This window comes from Mycolicibacterium nivoides, from assembly GCF_003855255.1.
Taxonomy (GTDB): Bacteria; Actinomycetota; Actinomycetes; order Mycobacteriales; family Mycobacteriaceae; genus Mycobacterium; species Mycobacterium nivoides.
Genome location: NZ_CP034072.1, coordinates 2,332,775 through 2,348,329, shown reverse-complemented (window position 1 = coordinate 2,348,329; position 15,555 = coordinate 2,332,775). Strand labels below are relative to the sequence as shown.

Annotated in this window: 12 protein-coding genes and 1 riboswitch; of the genes, 10 read left to right on the top strand and 2 right to left on the bottom strand. The window is 64.9% G+C overall.

The annotated features are described in order from the left end of the window. Nucleotides 1-429 precede the first annotated feature (429 nt). From EH231_RS11085 to metE, 3 genes are all read left to right on the top strand, one after another. Nucleotides 430-1,023, top strand: a complete 594-nt coding sequence (locus EH231_RS11085; protein WP_234939962.1) for an Rv2240c family protein — start codon at nucleotides 430-432, stop codon at nucleotides 1,021-1,023. A gap of 58 nt (nucleotides 1,024-1,081) precedes the next feature. Then, the gene (locus EH231_RS11080; RefSeq protein WP_090431950.1) at nucleotides 1,082-1,756 is read left to right on the top strand and encodes a sensor domain-containing protein; all 675 of its coding nucleotides are present in this window, start codon (nucleotides 1,082-1,084) and stop codon (nucleotides 1,754-1,756) included. Nucleotides 1,757-1,839: 83 nt separating this feature from the next. Beyond that, a riboswitch (cobalamin riboswitch) is annotated at nucleotides 1,840-2,019 on the top strand. Nucleotides 2,020-2,163: 144 nt separating this feature from the next. After that, nucleotides 2,164-4,446, top strand: a complete 2,283-nt coding sequence (gene metE, locus EH231_RS11075) for a 5-methyltetrahydropteroyltriglutamate--homocysteine S-methyltransferase (protein WP_164480848.1) — start codon at nucleotides 2,164-2,166, stop codon at nucleotides 4,444-4,446. A 78-nt stretch (nucleotides 4,447-4,524) separates the two neighbouring features. Here the strand turns inward: metE and EH231_RS11070 are convergent, their stop codons facing one another. Then, nucleotides 4,525-5,334: a class I SAM-dependent methyltransferase gene (locus EH231_RS11070; RefSeq protein ID WP_124712416.1), complete on the bottom strand. Its 810-nt coding sequence runs from the start codon at nucleotides 5,332-5,334 to the stop codon at nucleotides 4,525-4,527. A gap of 189 nt (nucleotides 5,335-5,523) precedes the next feature. On the opposite strand from EH231_RS11070, the gene EH231_RS11065 reads away from it, so the two are divergent. The 7 genes from EH231_RS11065 (at nucleotide 5,524) to EH231_RS11035 (ending at nucleotide 14,913) form a co-directional block, all read left to right on the top strand. Beyond that, nucleotides 5,524-6,993, top strand: coding sequence for a PPE family protein (locus tag EH231_RS11065; RefSeq protein ID WP_124712415.1), 1,470 nt, complete (start codon nucleotides 5,524-5,526; stop codon nucleotides 6,991-6,993). Between the two features lie 79 nt (nucleotides 6,994-7,072). Beyond that, the gene (scoE, locus tag EH231_RS11060; RefSeq protein ID WP_124712414.1) at nucleotides 7,073-7,942 is read left to right on the top strand and encodes a (3R)-3-[(carboxymethyl)amino]fatty acid oxygenase/decarboxylase; all 870 of its coding nucleotides are present in this window, start codon (nucleotides 7,073-7,075) and stop codon (nucleotides 7,940-7,942) included. A 2-nt stretch (nucleotides 7,943-7,944) separates the two neighbouring features. Further along, complete coding sequence (locus EH231_RS11055) at nucleotides 7,945-8,499, top strand: FcoT family thioesterase (RefSeq protein WP_090431944.1); 555 nt, start codon at nucleotides 7,945-7,947, stop codon at nucleotides 8,497-8,499. Between the two features lie 28 nt (nucleotides 8,500-8,527). Beyond that, the gene (fadD10, locus tag EH231_RS11050) at nucleotides 8,528-10,099 is read left to right on the top strand and encodes a fatty acid--CoA ligase FadD10 (RefSeq protein ID WP_124712413.1); all 1,572 of its coding nucleotides are present in this window, start codon (nucleotides 8,528-8,530) and stop codon (nucleotides 10,097-10,099) included. Between the two features lie 4 nt (nucleotides 10,100-10,103). Further along, nucleotides 10,104-10,337, top strand: a complete 234-nt coding sequence (locus tag EH231_RS11045; protein WP_090431942.1) for an acyl carrier protein — start codon at nucleotides 10,104-10,106, stop codon at nucleotides 10,335-10,337. Next, a complete protein-coding gene (locus EH231_RS11040) occupies nucleotides 10,324-14,547 on the top strand; it encodes an AMP-binding protein (RefSeq protein WP_124712412.1) in 4,224 nt (1,407 codons plus the stop codon). The genes EH231_RS11045 and EH231_RS11040 overlap by 14 nt, the downstream gene beginning before the upstream one ends. A gap of 3 nt (nucleotides 14,548-14,550) precedes the next feature. Then, nucleotides 14,551-14,913, top strand: a complete 363-nt coding sequence (locus EH231_RS11035; RefSeq protein ID WP_234927220.1) for a cation transporter — start codon at nucleotides 14,551-14,553, stop codon at nucleotides 14,911-14,913. Nucleotides 14,914-14,950: 37 nt separating this feature from the next. Here EH231_RS11035 and sigC read toward each other — a convergent pair whose 3' ends face one another. Beyond that, nucleotides 14,951-15,517 carry an RNA polymerase sigma factor SigC gene (sigC, locus tag EH231_RS11030; RefSeq protein ID WP_090431938.1) on the bottom strand — a complete coding sequence of 189 codons (567 nt, stop codon included), beginning with the start codon at nucleotides 15,515-15,517 and terminating at the stop codon, nucleotides 14,951-14,953. Nucleotides 15,518-15,555 lie beyond the last annotated feature (38 nt).

The window sequence follows — 15,555 nt, the reverse complement described above, 5'->3', positions numbered from 1 at the left end:
CTCAACATGCGTGAACTTGCGCCTCTCGTGGTTTTGGGCCCTGTCGTTCTGCGACGCGCCGTGGTCGTCAGAAGCCATCGGGCCCAAGGAATCTGTCGCGACGAATCATTAACCGGTCGCGTTTCGAAACGGTGAACAACGACCCAACAGTTGCCGCCACGTTCCCGTCCAGCTGGAGTCCTCGAACCTGTGAGGTTGCTGGGAAACGTCATGCGCCGCAGCGCAATACATATATGAGGAAAAGGGGGCGACCAACGGCACGCAATGGACGACGCTTGGAGGCAGCCGGTTGGCCGGTTGTTCACCTTTTGGACATGTCAACCGCCGACCGTGAGGGGCATCCGGGGGGTATGGCTGCTGCGTCGATGAGGCGTGGACGCCAACTGTGGGCGCCCGGCGCCGAACTGCTACCGACTGACGGAGGAATCGTTGAGGTCGTCTCAGGTGTACGAGCGAGGGCTCGCATCGCTGCTCATCGCATTCAGCATCGGGTTCGCTGCCATGCCCACGGCAGTCGCCGAACCAGGCGATGAGGTTGGTATTCCGGGACCGGCGGCGCCCGCGGCGCCCGAGTTGCCTCCGGTGGCAGCCGGTGCGCCGGCTGCGGGCCCAGTGCCCGTACCGGTTGCCAGCACGGATGACCCTGGCGTACCTGCGGTTACGGCCTGCTCGACGTTCGCGAACGCGCTCGATTCGGCTTCCACGTTCTACGGCGATTTCGCGGATTCCATCGAAGGTGTGGAACGCCCCGACTACGGGGACCCGACCATCAGCACTACGAACACCAGTGGCCGGACCGCGCTGCGTGAAGCCGCCGCGTCGGCGATGAATGCGGCAGGCACCCCCGGACTCTCGCCCGATATCGCAAATCCAATGCGGTCATGGTCTTTTGGTGCTACCAAGCTGCTCCTGAAGATGGGGCTGCGCACCGGCGGTCAGTCTCTGAATGACACTGCCACCCAACTCAACAACGATGCCACCAACGCGCAGATGGCCTGTGCCGCCGCGGGAACCCACGCCTGACGGCGAAAACTCACTCACCCAAATGCGCGGCGAACCGTGCCGTCAGTAAAGGATTGCCGTGATCCGGCTTGCGATTTCGTTGCTCATGCTCGTGCTGCTGGTCACCAGTTGTGCCGGCAACGGCGACAAACCCCAGGGTCCGCCGAAAGAGGTGCCCAAGTCGGCGCTCGAGGGGCTGCTGCTCAGCCCCGATGAGATCAACGCCGTGATGGGGACCGAAGGGATGACGGCACATCCTCCGGTCACCGAGATGAGCGACCACCGCAACCTGCTGCCCAATCTGAACTGTCTCGGCGCCTGGCAGGTGAACGAGTCCGCCATCTATGGGGACCACTGGACCGCCATGCGCCAGGTGCTGCTTCGTGCGCCGGACAACGACGATTGGGACAATCTGGTGGTGCAGTCGGCGGTGATCTTCCCGTCGACTCAGGACGCCAAGGACTTTCTCGGTCAGTCGGCGGAACGCTGGTCGAAGTGCACCGAGCACAACGTGAACATCACGCTCAACGGTGAACCGTTGCCCAAGTGGAAGAGCGGCGAGCTCACCAAGACCGACGACGAGCTGATTCTGCCCTTTACCCGCACCAAAGGAGACCAGACCCGGGCGTGCCAGCGTGCCCTCGCCGTGGCCGCGAACCTCGTCATGGACATCCAGGCATGTAAGCCTGCAGGTTCGTCGGTGACCCAGGCTGCCGATGTGGTGGACAAGATCAAGGCTGCGATGCCGCGCTGACCGGTACCCGCCGGGGTACTGCGGGTACGCTGAGCCCCGCAGCTGGTCTGTCGGCCCCGGGGTGTTTGCGGTGCCGACATCGAGCGCCGCATGCTGATTGAGATGCGACGCGAGAGGGAACCCGGTGAGAATCCGGGACTGTCCCGCAGCGGTATGCAGGAACGACCGCCGTCATCAGCACTGGCACGCAGGGATCTGCGGCTGGGAAGCGACGGCCAGTAGGTGCACGGTTTCCGTGCGTGCCTGTGAGTCCGAAGACCTGCCAGCCGTACCGGGCGCGCCGCGTCCGGTGGTTCATCGCCTCGCGGAATGGGCAGTGACCGAATGCGGTTCACCCGTGGCGGGTGGCCGCCTTCGGTTCGATGTCTCCTGGCGGTGGCCATCCCCGCATGTTGAAGGACGTCGTCATGAGCACAACCGCAGCACCCTTCACCGCCACCATTCTCGGGTCGCCCCGAATCGGGCCGAACCGCGAACTCAAGCGCGCCGTCGAGAAGTACTGGTCGGGTCGTATCGATCGGGCAGAACTCGAATCCGCGGCCGCCGCCTTGCGACGCGACACCTGGGCGTCGCTGGTCGCGGCCGGACTGGATTCGGTCCCGGTCAACACCTTCTCCTACTACGACCAGATGCTCGACACCGCGGTTCTGGTCGGCGCACTGCCGACGCGGGTCGGTGGGATCACCGATGATCTCGACCGCTATTTCGCCGCGGCCCGCGGTAACGACGAAATCGCGCCCCTGGAGATGACCAAGTGGTTCGACACCAACTACCACTATCTTGTGCCGGAGTTTCGTCCCGACACGTCGTTCTCGCTCAACCCGGTCAAGGTGCTGGCTGAGCTGGAAGAGGCACGTGCACAAGGGGTTCCGGCCCGGCCGGTGATCATCGGTCCCGTCACGTTCTTGGCATTGTCCAAGGCTGCAGAAGACTCTGTCGGCGCACCTTCTCCCATCGCCCGGCTGGACGAACTCGTCGAAATCTATGCCGAGCTGCTGGGTGTGCTGGTTGACCACGGCGTCGAGTGGGTTCAGTTCGACGAGCCGGTGTTGGTGACCGACATGGTCGACAATGCCGCCGAACTGGCCGAGCGAGCCTACGCCCGGCTGGGCGGGCTGACCAAGCGGCCGGCGATTTTCGTCGCGACGTACTTCGGAGAGCTGACGGATGCGCTTCCTGCCCTGGTTCGAACCCCGGTCGAGGCCATCGGTGTCGATCTGGTGGCCGGCTCCGCAGCCGCCCTGGCCGCGGTCCCTGAGCTGAAGGACAAGCTTCTGGTGGCCGGCGTGGTCGACGGCCGCAATGTCTGGCGCACCGATCTGGATCGGGCACTGGGAACACTGGACTCCCTGCGCGGCAGCGCCAAGGCGGTAGCTGTGTCTACGTCATGCTCGACGCTGCACGTGCCGTACACGCTCGATGCCGAACCGGATATCGATGCAGCACTGCGTAGCTGGCTGGCCTTCGGGCTCGAGAAGGTTACCGAAGTGGTGGCCTTGGCGCGTGGTCTGGGCCAGGGGCGAGACACGATCTCGGCTGAGATCGCGGCATCCAACGCCGCCATCGCGTCGCGCACATCCGACCCACGGCTGAACAACGGCCGAGTCCGGGAACGGATCTCGTCGATCGTAGCCTCCGGTGCCAAGCGTGGCCCGGCCGACCAGCGTCGCACCGCTCAGCAGGAGCGGTTGAAGCTGCCCGCCTTGCCCACCACCACGATCGGGTCGTACCCGCAGACCTCCGCGATTCGTATCGCCCGCGCCGACCTTCGGTCCGGCAAGATCGATGCCGCCGAGTACAACCGTCGGATGAAGGCCGAGATCGCCGACGTCATCGCCTTGCAGGAACAGCTGGGTCTCGACGTATTGGTGCACGGTGAGCCCGAACGCAATGACATGGTGCAGTACTTCGCCGAACAACTCGACGGGTTCTTCGCCACGCAGAACGGTTGGGTGCAGTCCTACGGCAGCCGGTGCGTGCGTCCCCCGATCCTCTACGGGGACGTAGCCCGGCCCGAGCCGATGACGGTCGAGTGGATCATCTACGCCCAGTCGCTGACCGACAAGCCCGTCAAGGGCATGCTCACCGGGCCGGTCACCATCCTGGCCTGGTCGTTCGTTCGTGACGATCAGCCGCTGGCAGATACGGCAGCGCAAGTGGCACTGGCGATTCGGGACGAGACCGTGGACCTGCAGTCGGCGGGCATCGCGATCATCCAGGTCGACGAGCCCGCGCTGCGCGAGCTTCTGCCGTTGCGTTCGAAGGACAAAGAGGACTACCTGCGCTGGGCAGTGGACGCGTTCCGGCTCTCCACCTCCGGTGTGGCCGATTCCACCCAGATCCACACACACCTCTGCTACTCGGAGTTCGGTGAGGTGATCGGGGCGATCGCCGACCTGGATGCCGATGTGACGTCGATCGAGGCAGCCCGTTCACACATGGAGGTGCTCGATGACCTCAATGCCGCCGGATTCTCCAACAGCGTCGGCCCGGGTGTCTACGACATCCACTCGCCGCGTGTGCCTGGCGTGGAGGAGATCGCGACGTCGCTGCGTGAGGCACTCAAAGCGGTCCCCGCCGAACGACTCTGGGTCAATCCGGATTGCGGCTTGAAGACCCGGACCACCGACGAGGTGACCGAGTCACTCAAGCACCTGGTCACCGCCACCGCGAAGGTACGCGCAGGATAGCGTCGCTTGTTTGGCCGACCGTGGGTCCTGTGCACGCAATCGCGTCGATTCCCGTGCACAGGACCCACGCTCGTTCGGCTAACCGAACTCGACGACGTTGGTCGGTGCCCGGAAGCGCTCGAGCCGCCTGGACCGGTAGACGAGGCCCGCGGCACGGGACAGGATCTTGCCCCGGCCCGCCGGCATGTCGAGCTCGTACACCGCGAGAACGCCTGGTATGGAACGCAACTCGTCGTACTGGTCGGCGGTGAATGAGAACGGCATCGGTGGTGCGGTGTAGTGCTTGCTGAGCCTGATCCCGCGTCGTTGCGAGTACCAGCTCAGAAACCGCGGGACGCTGTCGAAGATCAACTGTCCTCCGGGAAACCTCGCGGCACAGGCCGCGATGAGATCGAATACCGAGTCCTGGTCCAGGTATTGGAACAGTCCTTCGGCGGTGATGAGCACGCCGTCGGTGGCGTCGACCTGATCCATCCACGAATGGTCGAACGCGGACTGCGCCAGGTAGTGGAGCCTGTCCGACGACGGGAGCAGTTCCTGACGTAGCCGTACGATCGGCTCCAGGTCTACTGAAAGCCAAGTCATTTCACCGTTGTCGAGGCGCCAGAAGCTGGTCTGCAATCCTTCGGCAAGGGCGACCACGCCGGCGCGGGGGTGTGCCCGCAGATACCGACGTGAGGCCACGTCGAACGCCAGGGCCCGCAGGGCGGTGGCTTGGTGGGTCCGGCCGAAATGCTCATAGTCATAGCCGAGGCTGTCGCGCAGTGCGACCGCCATCGGGTCCTCGATGATGCCGTCGGGCCGGGCTGCCTCGGTCGCCCTCTGGTGCAGGGTCAGCAGCGCGGTTTCGGATATCGCGGTCAGATGACGGGCGTCGACGACTGGCATGGCACGACCGTACCTGCCGGCCGATTTACGGCACATGCGCGTCGTTGTGTCGAGAGTCGTTGCCCCGGTGGACAGATGATCTCGACGATTCGGGAACTTTCTGTCCGCCGTGACCGACTAGCTCAAAGACAAGGCAATGCGTGCCGGTCCCTGCGGTGCCGGTCGACGCTCGTGTGAGGAGGTGATGACGTGACTGCGCCGTACTGGCTGGCGGTGCCCCCGGAGGTGCATTCTGCCCAGCTGAGCACGGGCCCGGGTCCCGGATCCCTTCTTGCCGCAGCGACTCAGTGGGAGGCGCTGAGCGTTCAATACAGCGCGGCGGCAGCGGAACTCACACAGATCCTGGCGGAGGTGCAAGGCAGTAGCTGGGAAGGGCCCAGCGCGGCGCAGTACGTGGCTGCCCATGGCCCCTACCTCGCGTGGCTGGAGCAGGCGTCAGCCGACAGTGCCGTGACCGCCGCACAGCACGGAACGGTCGCAGCCGCCTACAGCAGCGCACTGGCCACCATGCCTACGCTGGCCGAGCTCGCAGCCAACCACGTCACCCACGGGGTGCTCCTGGCCACCAACTTCTTCGGCCTCAACACCATACCGATTGCCCTCAATGAAGCCGATTACGTGCGGATGTGGCTGCAGGCTGCCGAAGTGATGACGACCTACCAGGTAATTGCGACGAACGCGTCGGCGGCGGTCCCGTCACCCCAGCCGGCCCCGTCGATCCTCGTGCCCGGAGGCGAAGCGCAAAGCCAACAGCAGAATGGGTCGGGCTCAACCTCGGACAACCAGCCGCTGAGCGATATCTGGAGGCTGATCTCCGACCTGATCTCCGGTGCGGGCAATCCCGAACAGCTCCTGCAGACGTTTCAACAGCTCTTCGAGCAGCTGGGATTCAACCCGGCCGAGGCCGCCATACTCGCGATCATCGCGCTGGTGCTGTACGACATGCTCTGGTATCCGTACTACGCCTCGTATTCGCTACTGCTACTGCCGTTCCTCGCGCCCGCTCTCAGTGCTCTCAGCGCGTTGAGCGCGCTGGCGCTCCTGCAGGGCAGGATGCCGCCGCCCGGCGTGTCACCTGCTCCCGTCGAGGTCAGCACCGGCCACCGCGTCGCCCCGACCGTCGGCGTCGGTGCGGCATTGGGCCCCGCCGGGGTATCCAGCGCAGTTCCGCAGACCGGCGGATCCGGCTCTGGTGCGCCTGCCGGTAGCAGTCCACCGAGCTCGGCACCCGTACCCTTCGCCGGCTACGTCGTCCCCGGTCTCGATCCGCCGGGAGTGGCATCGGGGCCCAAGTCCGGTGCGAAATCCACTGATGGCATGGCAGATATCCTCGCCACCGTTGCCGCGGCAAGGGCGGCTGCTGCCGCTCGCAGCCGTCGACGGCAGACCGGCCGGAAACGAGACCGGGCCCGAAGCTACCGGTACGAGTTTCTGGCCCCCACCGAAACCGTGGGCGCCACCGTCGACGGCCAGGACCTGAGCCGACCCATGTCGCCGTCATCCAGCGACAAAGGGGCGACCACCCTCGGCTTCTCCGGGGCCGTACCGGTCGCCTCGAGCGCAACTGCCTCAGGGATGGTGCGGCATGCGCCCGCCGGGGAATCCGTCCCGATGCTCCCTGGCACCTGGTTGGGCGATTTAGATGGGCGACGCGAATAGCGGGAACTTTCAACCGGTTTGATTCGACCAATCCTTTAGTCGCACAACGGTGCAGCGCGGTGCCGCACGAGGAGAAGACATGACGCTGAATGTGAAAGGGGAGGGACTCGGGGCGCAAGTCACGGGAATCGACCCCAAGAATCTCGATGACATCACCCGGGAAGAGATTCGGGAGATCGTCTATCAGCACAAGCTGGTCGTTCTGAAAGACGTTCATCCTGCACCGGAAGAGTTCCTCCAGTTGGGGCGAATCGTCGGCGACGTCGTCACGTACTACGAGCCGATCTATCACCACAAGGACCACCCGGAGATCTTCGTTTCCTCGACAGAGGAAGGGCACGGAGTACCCAGGACCGGAGCCTTCTGGCACATCGACTACATGTTCATGCCCGAACCGTTCGCATTCTCGATGGTGGTGCCGCTGGCGGTGCCCGGAAGCGACCGTGGAACCTACTTCATCGACCTCAACAAGGTGTGGGAGTCCCTTCCCGACGCTGTGCGTGACCCGGTTCGCGGCACGTTCGCAACCCATGATCCACGGCGCCACATCAAGATTCGCCCGCATGACGTGTACAAGCCGATCGGCGAGGTCTGGGACGAGATCTCCAAGACCACACCTCCGATCAAATGGCCGACGGTGATCAGGCACCCGAAGACCGGCCAGGAGATCCTCTACATCTGCGCGTCAGGCACCACCAAGATCGAGGACGGGCACGGAGACGTGCTGGATCCTGCTGTTCTGCAACAACTCATGACTGCCACCGGACAGCTCGATCCGGATTTCATGTCGCCGTTCATCCATGCCCAACACTATGAGGTCGGCGATGTTGTGTTGTGGGACAACCGGGTCCTGATGCACCGGGCGAAACACGGCACGACACCAGGAACATTGACGACTCATCGGCTGACCATGCTGGACGGCCTCACGACACCGGGATATGGGGTATGACCATGAGCACCGCCGAGACGCTGTCTGTGGCAACGAGTGGATACGGCATCACACACATGGCGCCGATCGCGGAGGATCTGCTGGTCAAAGTGCTGGAACCCTATTCCTACAAGGGGTGTCGCTATCTGCTCGACGCGGAGTACGAAGCCACGGAGACCTCTGTGTTCGCCGTCGGGAACTTCAGCATCAAGGAGCCCGCGTACATTCGCGACACCGGCCACTTCAACGCTGCCGAATGGGTCCTGTGCTTCAACCAACTCGCGTACAGCGCGTTCGCACCGGCAATCCTCAACGAACAGATACCCGAATTCCGGGGCTGGTCGATCGAGGATTACTTCAACTACCAACTGCCCAGCATGTTGATCAAGACCACGGCATCACGGTTCAAGCGCCCGATCAAGTCCCACAAGTTCTCGGCACGGTTGCTGTGCAAGGACTTCGAGGTCGTCGATCGAACGATTCGCTATCTCAAGATTCCGTGCACCGTCGAATTCTGGGATGAGGACGGTGGGGCCGCGTCCGGCGAAGTCGAACTGGCTGCCCTGAATATCCCCTGACACCTGCACGGAGAGCGGCTTCACAGCAATGGCACACCCACCATCCACGGTGCTGGAACGCATCAGCGAGAGGGCGAGACAGCGTCCCGACGCGATCGCCCTACGTCGCTGCGACGGATCCAGCGTCATTCTCTACCGGGACCTCATGGCCGAAGTGGACAGGCTCGCCGCTGTTCTCGGCTCACGCTCAGTCACGCGAGGAAGCCGTGTGTTCGTCATCTCGGACAACGGTCCCGAGACCTATCTGTCGGTTCTGGCCTGCGCAAGAGCAGGGGCCATCGCGGTCATGGTGGACGGCGGAATGCCTGCGGCGGCCATGAACCGGTTCGGTGAGATCACCACTCCCGCTGCGATACTGATCGCACCGGGCTGTCGCCTGCACACCACCGAGTTATCAGCCGCGCTCCAGGCGATCCCAACCTTCGCTGTCGAGATCGACCACGGCTCTGCTGACCGCGCCGGTGATCCGGTCTCACATCCGGTACCCCCTGTTTCTGTCGGGGGAGCCGATGATCCGCTGGCGATGATCTTCACCAGTGGCACCACAGGAACCCCGAAAGCAGTGCTGCTGCCCAACCGGACCTTCTACTCCGTTGCCGACATTCTGCAGCGTGAGCAGTTGACCTGGGTTGACTGGATCGTCGGCGAGGCGACGTACTCGCCGCTGCCCGCGACTCACATCGGTGGTCTGTGGTGGATCCTCAACTGTCTGATGCAGGGCGGGTTGTGCATCACCGGCGGCGAGAATACGTCGTCCATCGCCGAGATCCTCACTGCGAATGACGTCGCGACGACATGCCTGGTCCCCACGCTGCTGACCCGGCTGGTGTCCGAATTGCGATCCACCGGAATGCCGGTCCCGCCGTCGCTACGCATGGTGGGCTATGGCGGATCCCGCGCGGTCGCCTCCGACGTCAGGTTTGTCGAGGCGGCGGGAGTTCGTACCGCCCAAGTTTATGGGCTCAGTGAAACAGGTTGCACCGCACTGTGTCTCCCCACCGATGACGGGTCGATCGCCAGAATGGAAGCCGGCGCGGTTGGCCGGCCCTATCCCGGCGTGGAAGTTCACCTGGATGGCGACGGCAGCGGACCTCCGTCGCGTTCGGGCGCTGACTCGGCCGCGTCCGGCACACTGTGGATCAAGTCGCCGGCGAACATGTTGGGGTACTGGGGCAATCCCGACCGGACTGCCGAAGTTCGGGTTGACGGATGGGTGAACACCGGAGACCTTCTCGACCGCCATGACGACGGTTACTTCTACATCCGGGGCAGATCCTCGGAGATGATCATCTCCGGGGGCGTCAACATCGCGCCCGACGAGGTCGATCGAATTGCCGAGGGGGTTGCCGGCGTCGGCGAGGCCGCCTGTTACGAGATCCCCGACGAGGAGTTCGGCGCGCTCGTGGGGCTGGCGGTGGTCGCATCGACGACGCTGGATGAATCAGCGGCCAGGAAGCTCAAACATGCCATCGCCGCGCGGTTCCGGCAGGAGTCGGAGCCGATGGCCAGGCCCTCGACCATCGGGTTCGTGGAGCAGATCCCACGAACCCAGTCCGGCAAGATCATGCGGGCCTCCCTGGGCGCGGTAGCCGGTGGCTGAGTGTGTGAGGAACAGAGTCCTCGCTGCGCTTTCGGAGGTGCTCTATGTCGATGAGTCGGACTTCCTCGACGGCGATGCGACAGATCTGAGGGATCTCGGACTGGACTCGGTTCGATTCGTGCTGTTGATGAAGCAACTCGGCATCGATCGGGAGTCGGACGTACCGCGGCGGCTGGCGGACAACCTGTCGATCGCAGGGTGGGTTCGGGAGTTGGAGAAGCTGGGTGAACCTGTCTGAAGGCCCGGATACGCAACGTATTCCGCTGAGCCGATCCCAGCAGAACATCTTCAATGGGGTGTCGCAGGACGACGATCCCCACCTGTATCTGATCGGCAGGCGTTATCGGTTCCAGCCGATACCGCAGGCGGAATTCCTGACCGCTCTGCGGAAGACCGTCCTCGCCAACCCTGTTCAATTGTGTGTTCTGGCGGAGCCGGCTGAGCTCGGTGGATACCCGGATCTCGTACCCAGGCTGGACACCGATGACCTCGTCCGGGTGTGCGGTGATGACGAAAGCGCGACGCTGGCCGACGAGTGGGGATCCGGCGTTCTCGCAAAGCCATTGGCGCGCTACACCGTGTATGTCGACGGCAGCGGCCTGGTGTGTGGTGTCGATGCCCAGGCGCACCACATCCTGCTCGATGGCGGAGCCATCGGTATCATCGAAGCCCACTTGGGGCGCTTCCTCGCCGGTAGCGGCCTGGCCGCCGACGATTGCGTCCGTAGCGGCCTGACCGACGTTGTCAACGCACATCGCCGAGAGGCGAGCCGCGTCGATGAATCACTCGAGCGACTCACCTCTGTTGTGCGGCAAGAGCTCACCGCGGCCGCCGGAGAGGCGGGCCACCGGCACGGCGCCGACGCTCCGGCAACGGCGGCCAGGGGAGTTCTCACCGAATCCGTGGTGATCCGCGGGGATGACTACGACGAGATCCTTGCCCTGGCCGACCGTGAGAGCGTCCCGCTCAACGTGCTGGTCGCGGCGGCGGCAACGGCGGTGGATGCGAGTGTTCATCGCACCACCGAGCGTCTTCTGGTGCATGCGGTCGACAACCGCTTCGGCGACCATGACCTCGATGTCGCCACGTGTCTGGTCAACTCGATGGCGCAGCAGGTCCGGTTCGTGCCCTTTGCATCGGTGGCGGACGTCGTACGCGCGGTGGATCGGGGCTACGTCAAGGCCGGTCGGCGCCGCTGGTTGCGTGAAGAGCATTACCGCCGAATGTATCTGGCGATCAACCGGACCACCTCCGTGGAGACCTTGACGCTCAATTTTCTGCGTGAGCCCTGTGCGCCCGAACTGGCGCCGTTCCTGGCTGAGGCGCCCGTGACGTCGGATATCGGTCCGGTCGAGGGCATGACCGTCGCGGCCGTGCTGAACGCGCAACGGCGCACGCTCACCCTCAACATCTGGAACAGACCCGATCTGCCACGGCAGAACGGCGCAGGTATTGCTGGACGGGTCGCTACCGCCCTGAAATCCATGACGACGATGTGGGATTCCCCGATCGCGATGACCGTCGGCGAGTGGTGCGTGATCACCGCCGACGGGATGCCGCGTTCGGTTTCGCAGGCACCCGAACCCGAGGAGCCGGTGGCACCCGCGTGGTTCCTCGATCGACCTGAGTCCGTCGCTGAATGTCGCGAACGCCGAGCCCATGTCGATCCCTGGATCGCCTGGCTCATTGAAAGCGATGTGGCGCCAGGCGATGTGGTGGTGTTCACCGACGACGACACCGACAAGACGATCGATCTCATGATCGCGTGTCACCTGGCGGGCTGTGGTTACAGCGTCTGTGACCGCGACGATCAGGCGGTGGCGCGGGCCGAACGAATCAACGAAGACGGCAACGGCATCTCAGCGCACATCGTCGAGGTCGATTCGGCGAATGTCGCGAGAAGCATCGGCGGAGAGCGTCGGCGTCTGGTCGAGGCGCGGGTCGAGCAGACCGCGACGGACCCGCACCTCGCCGCCAGGACCGCCTACCTGATGCCCACGTCCGGATCGACCGGGGAACCCAAACTCGTGCACGTCAGTCATGGTTCGCTCGCGCTGTTCTGCGTCGGGATGGTCCGGGCCTACGGCTGGGGACCGGGCGACACCATCCTCCAATGTGCATCGCTGACATCGGATATCAGCGTCGAAGAGGTCTTCGGTGCCGCTGTGAGCGGAGCGGCACTCATTCGTTCGGCGGCGGTGAAATCCGGTGATCTGCAGACGCTGGCCAAGGATCTGGTGGCATGCGGCGCGACCGTCGTGGATCTGCCCACCGCGTTGTGGCATCTGTGGTGCGAGGACGTCGACACGATCACCGGCATCGGCCACTCTCGGCTACGACAGATTGTGATCGGCGGCGAGCCCGTCCGCCCGAGCGCTGTCGACAAGTGGGTCGATACCGCTGCCGCCGAGAGGGTCTCGCTGGTGTCGAGCTATGGCCCGACAGAGACCACGGTCGTGGTGACCTACCTGCCGATCATCGATCGAGGCCGGGTGGTCGAGCGCGATGCGCGCCGTCGACTGGGGCGGCCGATCGTTCCGAACACGGTGGTGATCGCTTTCGGTGAGGTCGTCGTGGTGGGGGGCCTGGTTGCCGATGGCTATCTCGGCCTGGACGGTGCCGGCTTCGGGTCGGTCACCCCGGCTGGCGGCCGGCGGCAGCGCACCTTTGCGACTGCCGATCGGGTGACGATGGACGGCGCCGGGTACCCGGTGTTCGCAGGCCGTAAGGACGCACTCGTCAAGATCTCGGGCAAGCGCGTCGACACCGCTGCGATCACCCGACGCATCGCGGCGGACCCGACGGTGGTCGACGTCGCCGTCGAGCTTCACGACGAGGGCCTGGGAGTCTGGTTCGAGACTCGGCGGACCCGTGATGGTGACGAAGACCCCGCTGCGGCAGCAGGTATCCGCCGCGTCCTGGTGGATTCGCGGGTCCCGTCGTTCGGCATTTCCGGCGTCGCGCGCATCCCCAGGAAACCCAACGGAAAGATCGACACCGCAAGGCTGCCAACATCGCCCGGGTCCGCCCCGGGCGGGCGCCTCGACGCCGACGCCGGCGAGCGGGCGGCCGGTCTCGCCGGAATGTGGAGTGCCCACCTGGGGCGCCCGATCATGCCCGGGACGTCGCTGCTGTACGAGGGCATCGGGTCGCTGGACCTCGTCCGGATCCTGCCCGATACTCGCAGATATCTCGGTCGGCAGGTGTCGATTCTGGATCTGATCAGTGCCGATACCGCGGCCAACCTGGTGGATGACGCGTCGATGATCGACGGCTGGATGGACGGCACCACCGCCGCGGAGATCGAACGTGACTTCACCGGTCTGTCGATGCGGGCCTCCCCTGCGGTGTCGAGCCCACGGCGATCCTCAGCCCGTCGAGACGACGGACCGATCCTGGTTGCGGGCGCGTCCGGAGTTCTGGGATCCGGTTTCGCGGAAGCGATTCTGGAGCTGACGCGGTCGGCCGTGCCACGGCCCGATGTGGTGCTGGCCATGAGGTCAGCACCTCCCGCCGACCGGGTCTGGACGGAACTCCGGGATACGCCGGGTGTGCGGATCGAGCACCTCGTCTCCGGATTCGGTCCGGCCGAGCTGGGAGCGCTGATCCGGGAGACCGGAGCCCGGACTCTCGTCAACTGCGTCGGAAACACCAATGTGGTGGTCCCGTATCGCGAACTTCGTTCAGCCAATGTGGAATTGGTGGCAGCCATGGCGCAGACATGCGCGGCTTCCGGTACGAGGCTGGTGCACCTTTCCACTTATGTCGTCAATGGGGATGTCGGCGCGCCGCAGGTGGTCGATCCGCGTCGGGCGCCATACCCGTACGCAGCCTCCAAGGCACTCGCGGAATTGGCGGTGGACGGGGTGAGCGGAGAGCTCGACTTCACGATCGTGCGATTGCCCCGGGTTCTGGGGACACCGGCACGGCTGCTCGGATCCGCCGACATCCTGGTGTCGGTCGCCGATGCCTGCCATGCGTTACAGGCTTATCCGGCAGTCGAATTGACCGAAGAAGTGACTACCGGCCGCGCGGCGGCGGGAAGCATTCTGGGCAGGTTGCCGGAGTTCGGCGGGCCCGAGGAACTGGGCCGCGGGATCGATGTGCTGCGCGGACAGGCGGTGGGGTATCGGGAATTGCTCGGCACCGTGGCCGCCGAAGAGGTCGACAGTCACGAATGGAAGCGACGGCTGGATGAAAGTGATTGGGCGAAGGCCGATCCGCGGCGCTGGTCGGTGATCGACGCCTGGATCGGCTTGGGCATGAGGCTCGGTGGACGCTCGTATGCGGAGTACCTGGCCGCATATCCTGTTCTGCCGCTGGGGATCCGCACCGTCGGTGAGCTGGTGGCGACACCGCCGCCCGTGCAGGCACTGCTCGCCCAGACATGGTCGGGAACTCAACGCGGTTGCCCGACGACCTATCAACCAGACACCACCAGACAGTGAGGGATGGCAGTGACAGACATGGCCGCGCACAGTGACGAGACAGCACGCGCCAGACGGATCCGGCTCGACGTGACCGGCATGTCCTGCGGAGCGTGCTCGCGCCGGGTCGAGAACAAGCTGAACAAGATCGACGGAGTACATGCCTCGGTGGACATCTCCACCAAGATCGCGACCATCGACGCCCGCCACGACATCAGCGTCGCCGACCTCTGTGACGCGGTTGAGCAGGCCGGTTACCGCGCCGAGGAGCGCACCGCCGTCGACGATGACGACGCGGAATCCACGCCTGATGGAGCGCCCCAGAAACGCCCCTCGATGGTCGCCAGGGCCATCCGCTGGGTGACCGTCGGGCACATGGGCGGCTGAGAATCTGTCGGGAACTGTCGACGTGGGGCCGGGTGAGCTAGCCGGTCAGGTCGTCCCGCTCGGCGGCCGCGATCAGATCTTCGCGAGCGCGCGCCACGCGTGAACGGATGGTGCCCACCGGGCAGCCACACACCTCGGCGGCTTCCGCATAGGACAACCCGAGGACCTGGGTGAGCAGCAGCGCGTGCCGCCGATCGGGGTCCAGTCCGTCCAGCAGGAGGCGGATCTCCACCATCTTCTCGAAGCCACCGACCGGGCGGTAGCTCTCTAGGACCTGCTCGACATCCACTCCGTGCTGGGTACGCGGCCGGCTCTGCTTGTGCCGAATCTGATCGACCACCACGCGCCGAGCGATCGACAGCAGCCAGGTACGGGCGGACGACCGGCCACTGAACCGGGGGAGCGCGGTGATCGCGCGCATGAAGGTTTCTTGCGTCAGGTCGTCGGCCGACCCGGAATCGCCCAAGTAGGCGACGGTTCGCCAGACGTCGGTCTGGGTTGCCCGGATGAACTGCTCGAGCGCCGCCGAGTCACCGCGGCCGGCGGCGAAGGCCAGCCGCGTAACGTGGTCCTCGCCGCGTTCGGTAGTCACAGCCATCGACATTATTCGATGACGCCCGGGAACTCGGCATCGGGCCCAAG